The 15,071-nt window shown below is 65.1% G+C and carries 17 protein-coding genes; 14 read left to right on the top strand and 3 right to left on the bottom strand.

The genetic code is table 11. The features are described from left to right. The first annotated feature begins 200 nt into the window (after positions 1 to 200). The 4 genes from ACQPW1_RS32235 to ACQPW1_RS32220 all read left to right on the top strand — a co-directional run bounded on the left by ACQPW1_RS32235 (position 201) and on the right by ACQPW1_RS32220 (position 2,477). On the top strand, positions 201 to 668 hold the full coding sequence (locus tag ACQPW1_RS32235; protein ID WP_433655546.1) for a hypothetical protein: 468 nt from the start codon (positions 201 to 203) through the stop codon (positions 666 to 668). A 645-nt stretch (positions 669 to 1,313) separates the two neighbouring features. Beyond that, positions 1,314 to 1,574 (top strand): hypothetical protein, encoded by a 261-nt coding sequence (locus tag ACQPW1_RS32230; protein WP_433655544.1) that lies wholly within the window; start codon positions 1,314 to 1,316, stop codon positions 1,572 to 1,574. 71 nt (positions 1,575 to 1,645) lie between these two features. Continuing rightward, on the top strand, positions 1,646 to 1,894 hold the full coding sequence (locus ACQPW1_RS32225; protein WP_433655541.1) for a hypothetical protein: 249 nt from the start codon (positions 1,646 to 1,648) through the stop codon (positions 1,892 to 1,894). Between the two features lie 52 nt (positions 1,895 to 1,946). Next, a complete protein-coding gene (locus tag ACQPW1_RS32220; protein ID WP_433655539.1) occupies positions 1,947 to 2,477 on the top strand; it encodes a M15 family metallopeptidase in 531 nt (176 codons plus the stop codon). 6 nt (positions 2,478 to 2,483) lie between these two features. On the opposite strand, the gene ACQPW1_RS32215 is transcribed toward ACQPW1_RS32220, so the two are convergent. After that, positions 2,484 to 3,362 carry an NAD(P)-dependent oxidoreductase gene (locus tag ACQPW1_RS32215; protein WP_433655537.1) on the bottom strand — a complete coding sequence of 293 codons (879 nt, stop codon included), beginning with the start codon at positions 3,360 to 3,362 and terminating at the stop codon, positions 2,484 to 2,486. 63 nt (positions 3,363 to 3,425) lie between these two features. Here ACQPW1_RS32215 and ACQPW1_RS32210 point away from each other — a divergent pair, with 63 nt between their 5' ends. Beyond that, positions 3,426 to 3,566 carry a hypothetical protein gene (locus ACQPW1_RS32210; protein ID WP_433655535.1) on the top strand — a complete coding sequence of 47 codons (141 nt, stop codon included), beginning with the start codon at positions 3,426 to 3,428 and terminating at the stop codon, positions 3,564 to 3,566. 140 nt (positions 3,567 to 3,706) lie between these two features. Continuing rightward, the gene (locus ACQPW1_RS32205) at positions 3,707 to 4,876 is read left to right on the top strand and encodes a serine hydrolase domain-containing protein (protein WP_433655533.1); all 1,170 of its coding nucleotides are present in this window, start codon (positions 3,707 to 3,709) and stop codon (positions 4,874 to 4,876) included. Here ACQPW1_RS32205 and ACQPW1_RS32200 read toward each other — a convergent pair. Then, positions 4,856 to 5,416, bottom strand: coding sequence for a YybH family protein (locus ACQPW1_RS32200; protein WP_433655531.1), 561 nt, complete (start codon positions 5,414 to 5,416; stop codon positions 4,856 to 4,858). The two genes, ACQPW1_RS32205 and ACQPW1_RS32200, sit on opposite strands and share 21 nt — an antisense overlap. 358 nt (positions 5,417 to 5,774) lie before the next feature. Here ACQPW1_RS32200 and ACQPW1_RS32195 point away from each other — a divergent pair, with 358 nt between their 5' ends. The 3 genes from ACQPW1_RS32195 to ACQPW1_RS32185 all read left to right on the top strand — a co-directional run bounded on the left by ACQPW1_RS32195 (position 5,775) and on the right by ACQPW1_RS32185 (position 7,284). Continuing rightward, positions 5,775 to 6,005: a hypothetical protein gene (locus ACQPW1_RS32195; protein ID WP_433655529.1), complete on the top strand. Its 231-nt coding sequence runs from the start codon at positions 5,775 to 5,777 to the stop codon at positions 6,003 to 6,005. 45 nt (positions 6,006 to 6,050) lie between these two features. Beyond that, positions 6,051 to 6,452, top strand: coding sequence for a nuclear transport factor 2 family protein (locus ACQPW1_RS32190; RefSeq protein ID WP_433655527.1), 402 nt, complete (start codon positions 6,051 to 6,053; stop codon positions 6,450 to 6,452). Between the two features lie 310 nt (positions 6,453 to 6,762). Beyond that, complete coding sequence (locus ACQPW1_RS32185; RefSeq protein ID WP_433655524.1) at positions 6,763 to 7,284, top strand: GNAT family N-acetyltransferase; 522 nt, start codon at positions 6,763 to 6,765, stop codon at positions 7,282 to 7,284. A gap of 43 nt (positions 7,285 to 7,327) precedes the next feature. On the opposite strand, the gene ACQPW1_RS32180 is transcribed toward ACQPW1_RS32185, so the two are convergent. Further along, on the bottom strand, positions 7,328 to 8,122 hold the full coding sequence (locus tag ACQPW1_RS32180) for an SCO6745 family protein (protein ID WP_433655522.1): 795 nt from the start codon (positions 8,120 to 8,122) through the stop codon (positions 7,328 to 7,330). 407 nt (positions 8,123 to 8,529) lie between these two features. On the opposite strand from ACQPW1_RS32180, the gene ACQPW1_RS32175 reads away from it, so the two are divergent. From ACQPW1_RS32175 to ACQPW1_RS32155, 5 genes are all read left to right on the top strand, one after another. Next, positions 8,530 to 9,747, top strand: a complete 1,218-nt coding sequence (locus ACQPW1_RS32175) for an MFS transporter (protein WP_433655520.1) — start codon at positions 8,530 to 8,532, stop codon at positions 9,745 to 9,747. Positions 9,748 to 10,174: 427 nt separating this feature from the next. Further along, entirely contained in the window at positions 10,175 to 12,088 is a 1,914-nt protein-coding gene (locus ACQPW1_RS32170; RefSeq protein WP_433655518.1) for a M61 family metallopeptidase, read from the top strand. A gap of 362 nt (positions 12,089 to 12,450) precedes the next feature. Then, positions 12,451 to 13,842, top strand: a complete 1,392-nt coding sequence (gene tnpC / locus ACQPW1_RS32165) for an IS66 family transposase (protein ID WP_433655073.1) — start codon at positions 12,451 to 12,453, stop codon at positions 13,840 to 13,842. A 37-nt stretch (positions 13,843 to 13,879) separates the two neighbouring features. Then, a complete protein-coding gene (locus ACQPW1_RS32160; protein ID WP_433655516.1) occupies positions 13,880 to 14,335 on the top strand; it encodes a hypothetical protein in 456 nt (151 codons plus the stop codon). Positions 14,336 to 14,405: 70 nt separating this feature from the next. Then, positions 14,406 to 15,035, top strand: coding sequence for a PAS and ANTAR domain-containing protein (locus tag ACQPW1_RS32155; RefSeq protein ID WP_433665387.1), 630 nt, complete (start codon positions 14,406 to 14,408; stop codon positions 15,033 to 15,035). Positions 15,036 to 15,071 lie beyond the last annotated feature (36 nt).

Genomic DNA, 15,071 nt, shown 5'->3' with positions numbered 1-15,071 from the left:
GTGGATATTACGGCCGTGCGGCGGCGAGTATGGGGTCTGAACTGGGCGTTCGATTTTCGTGGAGGCTTTTGTGCGGACACACAAATGTCACCCCGATCGCCGGGGTGATGTCGCCCTTTCGCGATGCACCCTTAGCGATGTACATCGTTGATTCCAAGGGTGCCGTTCATCGCAGATGCCATTGAAGGTCGAGGAGGGCAATGAGTACGTCCAGGGTCATCACGACAACACTGCGTCTCTCACAATCCGCCAGCCGCCGGTTGGCCGCACGCGCCGCACGCGAGGGTACTACTTCTACCGCATTGCTAGACCAGCTGATTCGGGAGGGCGTCGATCAGCTCGACCATCCCGGCATAGTCTTCCGCGGGCCGATGCACGATCGCCGTGCCGCGCTGGTCGCGGGCCCCGACGTGTGGGAAGTCGTTGCCCGCCTGCAGGAATTGGACGGGCCGGTGGAGCGGCGCATCGAGGTGCTGAGCGCGAAGTCGAGCCTGCACACCGGCAAGATCAAGATCGCCATCGCTTATGCCCGCGATCACGGCAGCGAGATCATCGAGCGGATCGGGCGCAATCGCGAAGCGGCCGAAGCGATTCGCCGCCCGGCGCCGGTGCGTGCGCCGGTGGTCGAGCGGGACTACCTCACGCTGGTCACGCCGCTGCGCGAGTGATTCGGTCGAATTGTCCGGTGTCGTAGTCGAATTGTCCGTTGTAGTGGCTGTTCACATCGATGGGGAGCGAATGTGGACACCTTTTCCGCCCTGTGCACAACCCGCTCGGTCTGCGGACGAACACCCTTCGAGTCAGCCCGGGTGCCGTCCGCGGCCTGATCGGAGGTGTTCGGCAGCAGTTGGGGGGCAGGGGGTTTCGTCGGGTGGGGGATCGTCGGCAACCTGGGTCGGGAACCGGGGTGGGGGTTCGTCGCCGTACTGGCCGAATCCGTTGACAAGATCATCGTCCCTGGGGGACACGCCGACGCCGACTCGCCGGGGTCTGCAGGTGGCTCCAGCGCCCTGTCATCGCTGAAAACGGTACGGTCGTGAAACTTGTGAAACCACCCCAATTTTCGCGAATCGGACTGGTAGCGACTGCCCGCACATTGTGATCCACAGCACTGGGATAGATTGTGGATAACGTGCGTTCCTTGTGGATGAAGCATTTGCCAGACAAGGGAATTCGGGTAAGCATGTGCCATGCCCATTGACTATGACTCCTCGTCAGCCCATCCATCCCGCCGAGTGTCGGCATCGAACGTGACTGAAACTCGGCCATCGATGCCGCCGGTTCGCGGTATGGCCGATGGTATGGTGAGACGTATGGCCACGCGGAAGATCACCCTCACGGTCGACGAGGCGGTGCTTGCCGATCTCCAGCAGGGCGCCGCAGCGGCCGGGATGCAGCTGTCGCCGTATTTCGCGCGCTGCGCACGCAGTTGGATGCTCTATCAGGACGCCATCCGCTCGGCGGCTCGCGATCGCAACCTCGGCATGCACGACGTCGAAGTGGCCGAGGCGGAGCTCGCAGACCTACACGCGGCGGATGCCGACGCTGAGACGCGTCGCGGCCCGCGCGCATGAGGCGGGGCGAGGTATACCAGTTCGAGCGCGATCGCCCTTCCCGCGAGAATGATCCGCGCACCCCATACCGCGTGATCGTCTCGGCGGACTATCGCCTGCCCGACGAGCGCGTTCGGGTGCTGACCGCGCCCGTCGAACGCCTGGATCCGCAGTCGATGGTCGCGGTCCTGCTCGGCAGTGCGGACCCGGTGCCAGGGTGGGTACGGGTCGACCTGATCACCAGCACGTATCGGCCGTGGCTGTCCGGGCCGATCGGCGAGCTCAGTGTCGAGACGATGGAGAGCCTGTCGTCGAAGCTGCGGATCGAACTAGATCTCTGAGTGTCGGCGGCGACTTCCGCGACTGCCAGCCGGGGCCACTAACATCGCCGCCATGGTGTTGCGGAGTGGTGTGCGGAATCGACTAGCGCTCGGTCTACCGGTGGTGATGCTGCCCGCGCTGGTGGCGACCGGGTTGATGGCGCCGCAGGCGGTGGCGGGAGTGGGGGTGCAGATCGATCAGCGGGAGGCGCTGGGGTCGGCGGCCGGGGCCGAGGGGCTGGAGCCCGGACTCGCGGTGGCGTACACGCTGGCGGAGACCGAGGCGCACGCGCAAGGGGTGCCGTTGTCGATCACCTCCGGGTATCGCACGCACGAAGAACAGCAGCAGTTGTGGGACAACGGCGTGGCCACCTACGGCAGCCCCGACGTGGCGCGCCGGTGGGTGCTGCCGCCCGCGGAGTCGACGCACGTGTCGGGCCGCGCGGTCGACGTCGGCCCGCTCGCGGGGGCGCAGTGGCTGGAGGCCAACGGGACTCGCTGGGGGCTGTGCCGGATGTATGACAACGAGTGGTGGCATTTCGAGTTGGCCACCGCGCCCGGCGGGGTTTGCCCGGCGATGCGGCCGGATGCGAGCAGTCGGTAGCTGGGGTCAGCCCTGGTCGCGCAGTAGATCGATGACCTTGGTTTCGTTGAGATCGCCGTAACCGGCTGCCACCAGTCGGCTGAAGATGTCGTAGGCCGCATGACCCAGTGCGGCCGGGCCGTCGATGCTATCGGCCAGTTCGACGCCGATGCGGGTGTCCTTCAGGCGCAGGGCGGCAGTGAAAGCGATATCGCGGTCGTGCACGCCGTCGAGCATTAGCTGGCTGACGCGGGTCACCGTTGGGCTAGCGGCGACGCTGCGGGAAAGGGTGTCGACCACGGTCGCCAGGTCGAGCCCGGCAAGTTCGGCGACCCGCAGCGTCTCCGCCGTCGCCGCGATCTGGATGGAACCGAGCAGGTTCTGCAACAGCTTGTACGCGGTGCCCGCGCCGACATCGCCGAACCGAACAATGCTGGCGCACAACGGTTCCAGCAGGGGACGGGCAGCCTCGAGATCGACGGGGTCGGCACCGACCAGTAGCCGCAACTCGCCTGCCGCGGCCGCCGACGGTAGGCCCGTCACGGGGGAGTCCAGGTACCGAAGACCTTGCGCACCGGCCTGTTTCGCCAACTCCAGCACCCATGGCCGGGAGATCGTCGAGCACTCGACGGCGAACGCGCCCGGTGCCAGATCGCCCGCCAACGCGCCGTGCTCGCCGAGCCAGACCGCGCGCGAGGCATCGTCATCGGCCACCATCGAGAAGATCGCGTCGGCCTGATCCGCCGCTGCCCGCGGCGTCGCCGCCGGCACCGCTCCGGCCGAAATCAGTTCCGCTGCTTTCTCCGGCGACCGATTGAACACGGTCACTTCGTGCCCGGCGGCCAGCATTCGTGCCGCCATCCCCGACCCCATGCGACCCACCCCGAGAAAACCTATCTTCGCCACGTTGCCACCCTACCGAGCCCCGCCGAGTCATCCGGCCGACCTTCGGACAAGCCGGATGCGGCCATGCGGGCCGTCGCGGAGCGGCTGTCGAGCTCGCCGATGGCGATCTACCGGCACGTCCGCGACAAGGACGAACTGCTGTTGCTGCTACTGGACCGCGTCGCGGCCGCGCTCGAGCGGCCGGAGTCTGCCCCAGTGCGGTAGCGGAACCCGGCGTCGCGTGTGCCGAACCTGCTGCGGGCCAAGCGGTTCAGCGCGTCGATCCGGCAGCCGCCGGGATCGATCCCGCTGCGCTGACCGACGCGATCGACTTCGGAACGGCCAAGGGCGCCTTCGCGATTCAGGTGTACCGGCACGGCTGCCTGGTCGGTGACCGCACCGGCACAGGCAACCTGCCGACGCCGCTGGCCAGCTCGTCGAAGGGCGTCGCGTCGGTCGCGGTCGGCCGCGCGATCACCCTCGGCTACTTCGGTCTGGACGATCCGCTCGGCAAGTTCTTCCCGCAGGCCGACCCCGCGCATGCCGCGCTCACCGTGCGTCAGGTGCTGAATCAGACGACCGGACTGCACTTTACCTGGGCCGCCGACATCGCGGGCATCGCCACCGACGAGGTGCTGCAAACCCTCGAAACCCCGCAGGCGTTCGAGCCGGGCACCACCTTCCAGTACGCGCAGGCCGTGCTCGCGCTGCTGCCGAAGATCGTGGAAATCACCACCCGGATGGACTTCCAGGACTTCGTCCAGCGAGAAGTCCTGCAGCCGTTGGGCATCGCCCGCGACCAGTGGGTCTGGCTACGCGACCGCAGCGGAAACACCGCCGTCAACGGCGGACTCGCCATGCGCGCCGACGACCTGGCCCGGTTCGGCCTGCTCCTGCTGCACGAAGGTCGTTGGGGCGATAGCCAACTCATCGATCCCGACTACATCCGCCAGGCCCGTCAACCGACCGACGCCAACGGCGGCTACGGATTCCTGTTCTGGCTCAACGCCGGTGACTCCTACAAGACCGCCACGGTCCCGACGGCCAAGGTGTTCGACCACCAGATGTTCCCCGGCGCACCCCGCGACCTGTACGCCTTCGTCGGCGCACTGGGCCAGTTCAACGTGGTGATCCCCAGCCGCGACATGGTGATCGTCCGCCTCGGCGTCCCCGGCGGAATCGACACCGGCAACGTCCAGACCTCCCTCGCCGCCGAATCCAATCCGGACAACAAGGAATTCCTGCGCCGCGTCGTCGCGGCAGTCTCCGACGCACCCGCCGAGCCGATCGACGACCCCTACCACTACGGCGACAACTTCGGCCCCATCATCGGCGGCCTGGACGACCTCGCCTTCTGGATAGACCCCGAACACACCGCCCAAATCCTGCTCGGCGTAGGCCCTTACGCCCCCTCGAACTGCAACGTCCTCTGGTGCAACGGAAAACTCGTCCCCCAAGACATCTTCGCCGCCATGCTCGACTCCACCAGCCAAATCGTCACCGCCCTCCTCGGGCTAGGACACGGACCCCGGTAAGCAGTCGCCGCGCCCGGGCAACGAGTCCATCAGGGCTGCAAGGGTTTTCCCATCCACGGTGACCGACGAGGTGTGGTCCCATACGATCCGCCAGCCGGTGGCCGCGCGCCGCCAGGTCAGTGAACTGGTCGCGCACAAGCCGGTCTCGGTGCCGTCGGCGGATACCAGCCGCGCGATGAAGATCAACCGCGAGGTGGCGAGGTCTTCGGACACCAGCACGTGCGGACCATCGGCGAGCCGGTGGTCCGCCGCCACCAGCTGGTCGAAGACCGGCTCCCACAGCGACCGGTATTCCTCGACTGTGCGCGCCACGCGGTGCTCGGGGTCGGCGTCGTCGTAGAGCAGCATGTCCTCGGCTTCCCAGTCGTAGAACTCGCCCTGGACTGCACGCAGGTCGAACGGCGGATCACCCTGCTCGCGGTCCCAGCCCCACAGCCACCGCAGATGGGCCGCCGCCACGGTTTCCACGGCGGTCATATCGCGAGACTCTTCCCGCATGGGCCCGGTCTGCTGCGTCATTCGCTGTTCTGTCCGTCTCATCCGTCGATGATCGGCAGAGGACAGCAGGACTACCAGGCCGTGCGCCTCCTGATATCGGAGCACCTACCCACGGTTGGCGAAGCGACGAACTCGGAGGGTAAGCTGAGCCGACTCCGTCGGCGCTCCACTTGGCAGCGTCCAGATATGTTGGTAGACAAGGCTTCCCGAAGCACACATATGCCTAATGTCGGATAATCGATCCGTCGCAGGGCTTGCGCGGAGACGGCTCCGCGCAGACTGTCGACGGGGTCGGGGGCTGCTATCGGAGTGTGGTTGTGCCGAACAGTTCGGCGCTGGATCGCTCGGCCGGCGACAGTCCATCGAGCGCCTCTGCGATGCAGCGTTCTTCCCATTGGAAGTGGGATTCGAGAATTGCGGCCAGGCCTGCGATTTCGCCTTTGATGCGGTCGAGGTTGCCGGAGTCGAGGTCGGCGAGGAGCGTGCGCAGGCGCTGCAGAATATCGGCGACGAGCTGATGGTACGTCGGCGGGAATTCACGAACCCGCCGAAACAGACTGAATGGTATGTACCATCAGCTTGGACATCGCACCTGTACCGGTGCGGACGGCGGCACCTTCTCGACGGCTGAGCGAACTCGACGTGACAGCGCAGAACCAGAGACGGAGGACGAGTTATGAGTGCCGATGACAACAAGCAGCTGATGATGGCGGCTTTCGCCGACCTCGCACAAGGCAACACCGCGTATCTTCACAAACTTATCGCCGAGGACTGCCGATGGACCGTACTCGGTACGACACCCTGGTCGGGAACCTATGCCGGTAAGCAGGCGATAGAGAACTTCCTCGGATCCGTCGACGGCCGATCCACCGGCCCATTCGTCGCCACCGCGGACCGGTTCATCGCCGAGGGCGACTACGTGGTCCAATTCCATGGCCATGCCACCACGGAGGGACGCCCCTACGACAACATCTACTGCTGGGTCTGCCACATGTCCGACGGACAGTTGCGGGAGTTGACCGAGTACAGGGACTCACAACTGGCGATGACGACGCTGTTCGCTGGCTCGACGCAGTAGAAACTCTGTCCGGCATCAACCAGGTGGCCGACGATTACGTTTACAGCCACGCCGATGGACTCAGGGCGCCAACGTGCGAAATGCCGTGTGGCGCGTGTCGGTACGTCTTCCAGATCTGTTGGTAGACACGGCTTTCCAATGCACGCAGATGCCGTTGACGGGATAATCGGATGCGCGGGCCGAGGGCGTGTGGGAGGTTTGCCGCATGTCTCATGGTCAGGTCGCTGCGGATGGATGTGGTTCTCTACCGAATGTGCGTGTAGTGCACTTGAACCGCCGAACGTTCGAAGCGCTCGCCGCAGGCGACCTCGTGGCAGCGAACGCGGCCAGCCCGGTCCCGCTGACGACTCATTTCGCGGGCCCCGAGTGGCGACGAGTGTGGTTGATGCGTTGTGCACAGGTAGAGCAGGAACCGGCCAGCGCAGGTTGGGTCACCGGTGTCATCTGGGACGAACAGGAGCGAATTGCCGTGGGCCGGGCAGGCTTCCACGGGCTTCCCGATGCATCGGGGATGGTCGAGATCGGGTATGCCGTCCAGCTGAGGTACCGACGACGCGGCTACGCGCGCGCGGCGCTGGAGCGGCTGTTGCACCGCGCCGCTCGCGAACCCCAGGTGCGAACGGTTCGAGTCACCATCAGCCCCGACAACCTGGCCTCGTATCAGTTGGTATCGCAGTACGGCTTCGTCGAGGTCGGAGAGCAGTGGGACGACGAGGACGGCCTCGAGATCATCTACGAGGTCGCCGCAGATGAGTTGGTAGCCGATTCGGCGCCCGGCTCGCTTCGACGAGTCCCGGGTCCGGGTTTGGTGGTCGGTCAGACGAGCGGTTGAGCGTTTTCTCGGTGGCGCGGTGACACTCTCATGCCGCCACCGCTCAGTCGTCGGCGGCCTGTACCGCGGCGGCGATCGGCTCGAGCCTCGCGACCAGTTCATCGAGCTCGTCCGCGCTGAGCACGTCGTAGGCCGGCGCCGCCAACTCGTCGGTGCGGGCCTCGATCCGCTGCTTGGTCTCCCGGCCAGTGTCGGTGAACCCGCCGGCGGCGTTCACGAGGCCGCGGTCACGCAGCCCGTTGACGACAGCGGCCAGCTGGGCCTCGGGCAGGTGGTGGATCCGGCCGAACTTCTCCGCCCGCATCCCGAGGGCGAGAGCCATGAGGACGTGGGCCGCGGTACCGCTGATCCCGTGGGCGAGGAGAGCGGCGTTGTGGCCGTCGCCGCGGTACTCCCGCAACAGCGTGGCCGCGTGCCAGAGCCTGGCCACCGGCTCCTCGGGCACGTCGAGCGCCCGGAGCCCGGCGTACAGCACTCGCCCCTCGGTCGGCGCGCTGACCGCTGCTCGGGTGGCGAGGTCGGCGACCCGCACCAGATCGGGAGACTCCGCGAGCTCCCCGATCCGCTGCCGCAGCGCGGCGGCGCTGGCTCGCTCGCGCACGGCGATCGCCTCCTGCGGGGTGATCTTGCCCCAGACCCATGGGATGTGGCGTGCCACTTCGCCTTCGGCGAAGTTGTAGAAGACCGCGTGCACCACGGCGGCCGGTGCCAGCCCCAGCGGTGCGGCCCGGCCAGCGAAGTATCCGTCCCAGTAGTTGCGCATGCCGAGGGCCAGGAACGCCTCGTTGGGCACCTCGGAGAAGGTGACGGTGGCTATCGGCTCGACGAGCTCGAACATCCGGTGGATCCTGGCTTGTGAGTGCGGCATAGGTCGGCATCTCCTGTGGTCGTGACAGCGCCCTCGTGGGCGGCTGAAGGTTCGTTGTGCTGACTATGACCGGTCGCGCTGGTCGAACTCATCGGTGAGGCCCCACCGCGTCATCCGCGCATGCCGAGTGGCGCGCGTTGGTCGGCCGTTTGGGGGAGTGGACCGAGGTGGCGAGTAGTTCCGGTGATTGTGTTCCGCGGCAGTCGTTTTGGCTTGTCGCCAGCGGGGCTTCGGTGATCCGAGTCACATGCGCATTCGGCTGCCACGGCTCTGCGCGATCGATTGTATTGTTTCCACTCGGAATCAGGGGGACGAGGAGTGCGTTTGCTGTCGCACTTGTTCGAGGCGTTCCCGTCGTATGCGTGCGAGGTGTGCCGATGAGTCAAACCCTGGGCCAGATACCCGGTTTCGGCAGGCTGATGCTCGGGCGCACGCTGTCGTTCCTGGCTACCGCACTGGTGCCGATGGCACTCACCCTCGCGGTGATCGATGCCACCGGCCGGGCCGGCGACCTGGGCATCGTCCTAGCTGCGGAGTTGTTGCCGCAGTTGGTATTACTGCCGATCGGCGGAGTGCTGGCTGACCGATTCCCGCCGCAGAAGGTGGCGTTCGCCGCGGACCTGACGCGCGGGCTCGCGCAGCTCGGGATCGGCCTCGAATTGCTCAGCGGCGTAGTGCGAATCACCGATCTGGCGATTCTCTCGGCGATCACCGGCATCGGCGTCGCCTTCGGCACCCCGACCATGTCACCACTGATCTTCGCGACCGTCCCGCAGGCACATCGGTTGCAGGCCAACAGTTATCTCGGCGTGGTGCGCGGCGTGACCCTGGTCGCCGGACCGGGTGTCGCCGGTGTGCTCGCGGTAACAGTCGGCCCCGGTTGGACATTCATCGTTACCGCCGCGGTATTCGCAGTGGCGGCCTGCACCCTCGGCGGGCTCCGGATAGCACCGCGCGCGGTGGTCGAGCATCCGGTCTCGTTCCTCCGGCAGCTGGCCGAGGGCTGGTTCGAGGTACGCAGCCGCGCGTGGTTCTGGTCCAACCTGATCGGGCACGGCGTCTCGAATCTCGCCGCGGGCGTACTCATGACGCTCGGCCCGCTCATCGCGGTGCGATCACTCGGCGGCGAGGTGTCCTGGGTGCTCATCTATCAGGCAGGCATGGCCGGGGTGGTGCTCGGCGCGCTGATCGCACCGCGGCTGCGAGTGCAACGCCCGCTCGTACTGACATCGTTGTGCGGCACCCTGTTCGCCCTGCCGATGATCAGCTTCGCGACGCTGGCCCCGGTGTGGGTCGACGCCATCACCTACGGTGCCGCGATGCTCGGCGTCGGGCTCCTGAACACGGTGTGGCAGACCGCAATACAACGCGAGTTCCCACCCGAGGCTCTGGCCCGCGCCGATTCCTATGACGTCCTACTGTCACTCGCCGCCCGCCCCCTCGGCACGGCCTTCGCCGCACCCATCGCCGCCGTCACCGGCAACACTGCCCCTCTCCTGACCATGGCGGTCCTGGTCGCGGTGGTGAACCTGGCGATCATCGCCCTCCCCGATGTCCGGTCGATGACCACTGAGAAAGCAACGACACGCCAGTAGCGTGCCCGGGCCGAGGACCGGCGGCCTGACGAGCACTGCCTTCGAGCACCAAAACCAGTGCCTACCAGCGGGGCTACGCCATATCCGCCCGATTCGCCAGTCGGCGACCACACCGCGCGACAGGTATGACGCAGCCCACACTCACTCCTCGCACGCTGCGATACCAACCCTCGTAGGATCGACAATTAGTTCAGTATAGAAGGGACGCTCGCCGACCCGAACAAACTATTCGAAGCGTTGACGTCGGAGGAGGGGGTAGGGCAGGCGGTTGCGGTGACCGCACCGTACGCGAATTTGTTGCCACTATAAGCTGCATTGTTTATAACGGCAATCGGTAGGTCCTATTCTCGGCCGATGAGCATCAGTCGCCTTGGGTGGGTATTGCGTCTATTTCGTAGTGACGACAAGATCGTCTGTGACTTGGGGAGTGTTGTTGTCCAAGATTCGTATTATCGGCGTTGTCGGCGTCGTCGTTCTCATTCTCCTGGCAGGCTCGCTTTACTTCGGCTTGCGCGACAAGCCTGATGGAGCTCCGGCGAATCAGAAAGCGATCTCGGTGGCGGTCGACATGACCAATCTGCCGCAACGCGTGATTCAGGTGAAACAGACGATCCCCGTTGAGTCGGGCGAGGTAGATTTACTTTATCCGCAGTGGCTGCCCGGCAGCCACTCTCCGTCCGGTCCGATCGACAAGATCGCAGGAATCACCTTCACCGGCGCCGGGAACAAGCTGGAGTGGAAGCGTGATCCGCTGAATGTGTATGCGCTCGAGGTTACTGTGCCCGACGGCGTGGAATCAATTGACGCGAGCTTCCAGTACCTCACCCCCACCGATTCCACGCAAGGGCGCGTGGTGATGACGCCGAATATGCTGAATTTGCAGTGGAATGCCGTGGTCCTCTATCCGGCTGGTGCTCCCGCCAGTGAGATTCCCTTCGTCGCGAGCGTTACCTACCCGCCGGGATTCGAGGCCGGAACCGCGCTGGAGGTCGCCGACAAGGCCGGCGACACCGTGAATTACAAGCCTGTTCCGCTAGACATCCTCGTCGACTCGCCCGTGTATGCGGGGCGCTATCACCGGGAGTTCGACCTGGCTCCTGGCGCGAAAACCCCGGTGCGGCTGCAAGCATTCGCAGACGCACCGGAGCAACTCGAAGCCAAGCCCGAGCACATTGAGCTGCATAAGGCTCTGGTGAAACAGGCTGTGGCACTGTACGGCTCACAACACTATGACCACTACGACTTCCTGCTGTCGTTGTCGGATCAGCTCAGCTCCAACGGATTGGAACACCAACGATCCAGTGAGAACGGCCAACCCACGGACTATTTCACCGGGTGGAACCCCGCGGTCGGCAGCGCCGATCTGCTCGGGCACGAGTACACCCATTCCTGGAACGGCAAGTTCCGACGCCCGGCAGACCTGTGGACACCCAACTACAACGTCCCGATGCAAGACAGCCTGCTGTGGGTCTACGAGGGACAGACACAGTATTGGGGCAACGTGCTCACCGGCCGGTCCGGCTTGCGACCTGCGGAAGTCTCGCGTGATGCGTTGGCTTCGGTAGTCGCCGTATACACCGATAACCGGCCCGGACTCAGCTGGCGCACTCTGCAGGACACCACCAACGACCCCATCATCGCTCAGCGGCGTACGAAGCCGTATCGGTCGTGGCAGCTCAGCGAGGATTACTACTCGGGCGGGCAACTGGTGTGGCTGGGGGTGGACGCGCGTATCCGCGAATTGTCGGGGAACGCAAAGTCACTCGATGATTTCGCGCGCGCGTTCTTCGGTGTCGACGAAAGTAAGTGGGAGTCGCAGAACACCTACGACTTCGACGACGTCGTCTCGACGCTGGATGGCGTGGTCTCCGACGATTGGGCGAAGTACCTGCGCGATCGCCTCGACGGAAAGGAACCGTTCGGCGCAAGTGTCGAGAAGACGGGGTGGAAGTTGGTCTACGACAACAACCCAGGTGCCTTACTCGCGGCTCAGATGAAAGACGCTAAGGGCGCCGTCAACTACACCTACTCGATCGGTATCAACGTGTCCGGTGAAGGCAAGGTCACCGACGTGCGATGGGACGGACCCGCATTCAAAGCGAAAGTCGGCACCGGGATGACGGTGGTTTCGGTCAACGACGCCCCCTATTCCCAGGCCACGATGGAAGCCGCAATCGAGGCGGCCAAGACAGCCCCCGCACCGATCCGGCTGCAGGTGAAAGACTTCGATCAGACACGGACCGTTGAACTGAACTATCACGACGGACTCCGTTTCCCGCATTTGCAACGCATCGACGGCACCCCGGACTACCTCACCCAGATCCTGGCGGCGCGGAACTAGCACCGCACGGTCTGGCGAGGACGCGTTCCTCGCCGTCACCGCGGACCGACGTCACGGTCTTCCGGCCCGCTCGTGCCGGTACGAGCGGGCCAGGAGCCCCGGGCGATAGTGGGTCCGCGACCAAATCCCCACTCGCGCAATGCTTATCGCTATCGGTCGCGCCAGCAGGGCGTGGGCCTTCCGGCGCGGGCATTCCCCACATGGGTGCATTGACGTGGTTTGTTACCGCGGCGGAGCCTGGTCGCATGAATCACAAGCCGTTCTTTCTCGTAACCATTCAGCCTGTGTGACTGATGGTTTGAGTGGTGTGGCGGCTTGACTATGGGCCCGGCTACTGGTCAGCTTGCTGGGTGTCCGATCCCGTGCCCACTGTTGAGCAACTGCTCATGGTTGTGGCCGAGCAGGCGCGGTTGATCGGGGAGTTGCAGGCCAGGATCGTTGAGCTCGAGCGGCAGTCGAAGCAGAACTCGAAGAACTCCAACCGTGCGCCCTCTGGTGATCGGTTGAACCGCAGCCTGTCTCGTGCCCAGCAGCGCAAGGCTGGTCGTAAGCCGGGCAAGCAGTCCGGCGATCAGGGTGTCACGTTGCGTCGCAAAGAGATTGCCGATGATTCCTGCGATTACGTGCCGGGTGCGTGTGGTAGTTGTGGCGGCGGTCTGGCTGGTCGAGAGTCGGTGAAAGTGGCTGCGCGGCAGGTGGTCGACATTCCCGAGGTGATCGCGGCGTCGGTGTTCGAGCACCGCCTGCACTCGGTGCGGTGCGGGTGCGGTCATGTCACCGCGGCGACGGCCCCGGACGGGGTGAGTGCACCGGTTCAGTACGGCCCGAATCTTCGGGCGTTGGCTTGCTATCTCGTGGTATATCAGCATGTTCCGGTGGCGCGGGCCGCGGAGTTGATCGCGGATGTGACCGGGGCGCGGCCGTCGACGGGGTGGATCAGTTCGGTGATCGCCGCGACCGGTGAGGCACTTGCCGACACCGACGCGTTGATCCGGGCGCAGTTGATGGCGGCGTATCTGCTGCATGTGGATGAGACCTCGATCAATGTCAACGGCTCGAAGATGTGGCTGCACGTGGCCTCGACCGCGACGTTGACCGCCTATTTCCTGCACAAGTCCCGGGGACGGGTCGCGGTGGATGAATTCGGGATCCTGCCCGGCTATACCGGTGTGTGCGTGCATGATTCGCTGTCGGTGTATGACGGCAAGGACTACGCTGGCGCCGTCCACGCCTTGTGCGGGGCGCACATCGCGCGAGAGTTGGTCGCCGCCGGTGAGGCCGATCCGTCCAACGCCTGGCCCACCGCGGCGCTGGACGCGTTGTACGGGCTCAACACCGCCGCCCACCAGGCACGAGCGCTGGGCCGGTCGGCCATCGCGGCCGAGGTCCTCGACCCACTGCTGCACCGGTGGCGCCATGCGGTGTTGTGCGGGTTGTCCGATAATCCCCGTCGCGCCGGCCTGAAACAGTCCAAGACCCGGAACCTGTTGACCAGGTTGAAGTCCCGCGAGGACGAGGTGTTGCGCTTCGCCCGCGACTTGCAGGTCGGCTTCACAAATAATCAGGCCGAGCGCGATCTTCGACCCGTCAAAACCCAGCTGAAGATCTCAGGCTGCCATCGCTCGAGCGACGGGGCACGAGCGTGGCTGCGAATCCGCAGCTACATCTCCACCATGCGCAAAAACGGCGCCCCCATCCTGGATGGTCTCCACGCCACCATCAGCGGAAACCCTTGGAACCCAGCCACAGCCTGAATGGTTACTCTTTCTCGGCGCCGTTGCCGCCGTTCTATTGATTCCGGCGGCGCCCGCGAGCGCCGCCGAACCCATCTATGCCGCGGGGACCTTCGCGCCCTGGCGGGACGGCGCCGACGCCGTTACCTACGACGAGAAGCTTGCCCCCACTGGCAGCCGTGCCATGGTTGTCGTCGCCAGCGACGACGAGAAGACTACGGCCGTCCTGCTCGTCAGCGGTTTGCTCCCCAACCGCGTCTACGGCTCGCACGCGCACCTGAAGCCCTGTGGCGCGAAACCAGCTGACTCCGGTTTCCACTACCAGAATGTGGAAGACCCGAACGCCAAGGACAAGATGTCCATGGACGCGCGATATGCCAATCCACAGAACGAGCTCTGGCTCGACTTCACCACCGACAAGGGCAATCGTGGACCGTCGCGGGTTGGGGGCCGATTCTTCCTAGTGTCCCGAGGTATCGATGGGTGCCTGCGGTTGGGCGAGCACGGCTCGTAGTGGCCATACTGGAGCGGTGAGGCACACAGGTGAAGCCAACTCGCCCGCGGCGAGTGACGCCGTGCGCGTCATGGGTACCGGCAAACCACAAGCGAGCGGAAACTTCCGCTTCTGGTACGACGAACAGCGGTGGGAGTGGTCCGACGAGGTCGCTGCCATCCACGGCTACCCGGCCGGCTCGACGACCCCGAGCACCGAGCTGCTGCTCTCGCACAAACATCCCGACGATCGAGACTACGTCGCCGACGCGATCGCCAAATCCGCCGCAAACCACGAACCGTTCTGCAGTCGCCACCGCATCATCGACGCCACTGGAACACTTCGTCACGTGATCGTGTTGGGCGACACCATGACCGACGAGAACGGCACCGCGATCGGTAGCATCGGCTACTTCATCGATCTCACCGACTCCTTCGATCAACAGCGTCAGGAAACACTCGACACCGCACTGCCGGAACTGTTCGAAGTCCGCGCGGTGATCGAGCAGGCCAAGGGTGTACTGATGCGTATTTACCGGATCAACAGCGACCAGGCATTCCGGGTGCTGCAATGGCGCTCCCAGGAAACCAACGTCAAATTGCGTTCGCTCGCCACGCAGTTGATCGCCGAACTCAACGATTTGCCGCCCTGCCCGCCCCAGGAGCAGACCGCTTTCGATCACCTGCTGCTGACCCTGCACGAACGCATCCCCGCCCGTTGACCGGCACACCGTGTTCGCGGACCTACGCCCGGTCCC

The sequence above is a fragment of the Nocardia sp. CA-128927 genome, from assembly GCF_050955855.1.
Classification (GTDB): domain Bacteria; phylum Actinomycetota; class Actinomycetes; order Mycobacteriales; family Mycobacteriaceae; genus Nocardia.
This window is presented reverse-complemented; position numbering and strand designations above follow the sequence as displayed.

Bases quoted from the DNA above. Each gene is read 5' to 3' on its own strand.
- ACQPW1_RS32235 (WP_433655546.1), top strand. From the start codon at position 201: ATGAGTACGTCCAGGGTCATCACGACAACACTGCGTCTCTCACAATCC.
- ACQPW1_RS32230 (WP_433655544.1), top strand. From the start codon at position 1,314: ATGGCCACGCGGAAGATCACCCTCACGGTCGACGAGGCGGTGCTTGCC.
- ACQPW1_RS32220 (WP_433655539.1), top strand. From the start codon at position 1,947: ATGGTGTTGCGGAGTGGTGTGCGGAATCGACTAGCGCTCGGTCTACCG.
- ACQPW1_RS32210 (WP_433655535.1), top strand. From the start codon at position 3,426: ATGCGGGCCGTCGCGGAGCGGCTGTCGAGCTCGCCGATGGCGATCTAC.
- ACQPW1_RS32200 (WP_433655531.1), bottom strand. From the start codon at position 5,416: ATGAGACGGACAGAACAGCGAATGACGCAGCAGACCGGGCCCATGCGG.
- ACQPW1_RS32190 (WP_433655527.1), top strand. From the start codon at position 6,051: ATGAGTGCCGATGACAACAAGCAGCTGATGATGGCGGCTTTCGCCGAC.
- ACQPW1_RS32180 (WP_433655522.1), bottom strand. From the start codon at position 8,122: ATGTTCGAGCTCGTCGAGCCGATAGCCACCGTCACCTTCTCCGAGGTG.
- ACQPW1_RS32175 (WP_433655520.1), top strand. From the start codon at position 8,530: ATGAGTCAAACCCTGGGCCAGATACCCGGTTTCGGCAGGCTGATGCTC.
- ACQPW1_RS32155 (WP_433665387.1), top strand. From the start codon at position 14,406: ATGGGTACCGGCAAACCACAAGCGAGCGGAAACTTCCGCTTCTGGTAC.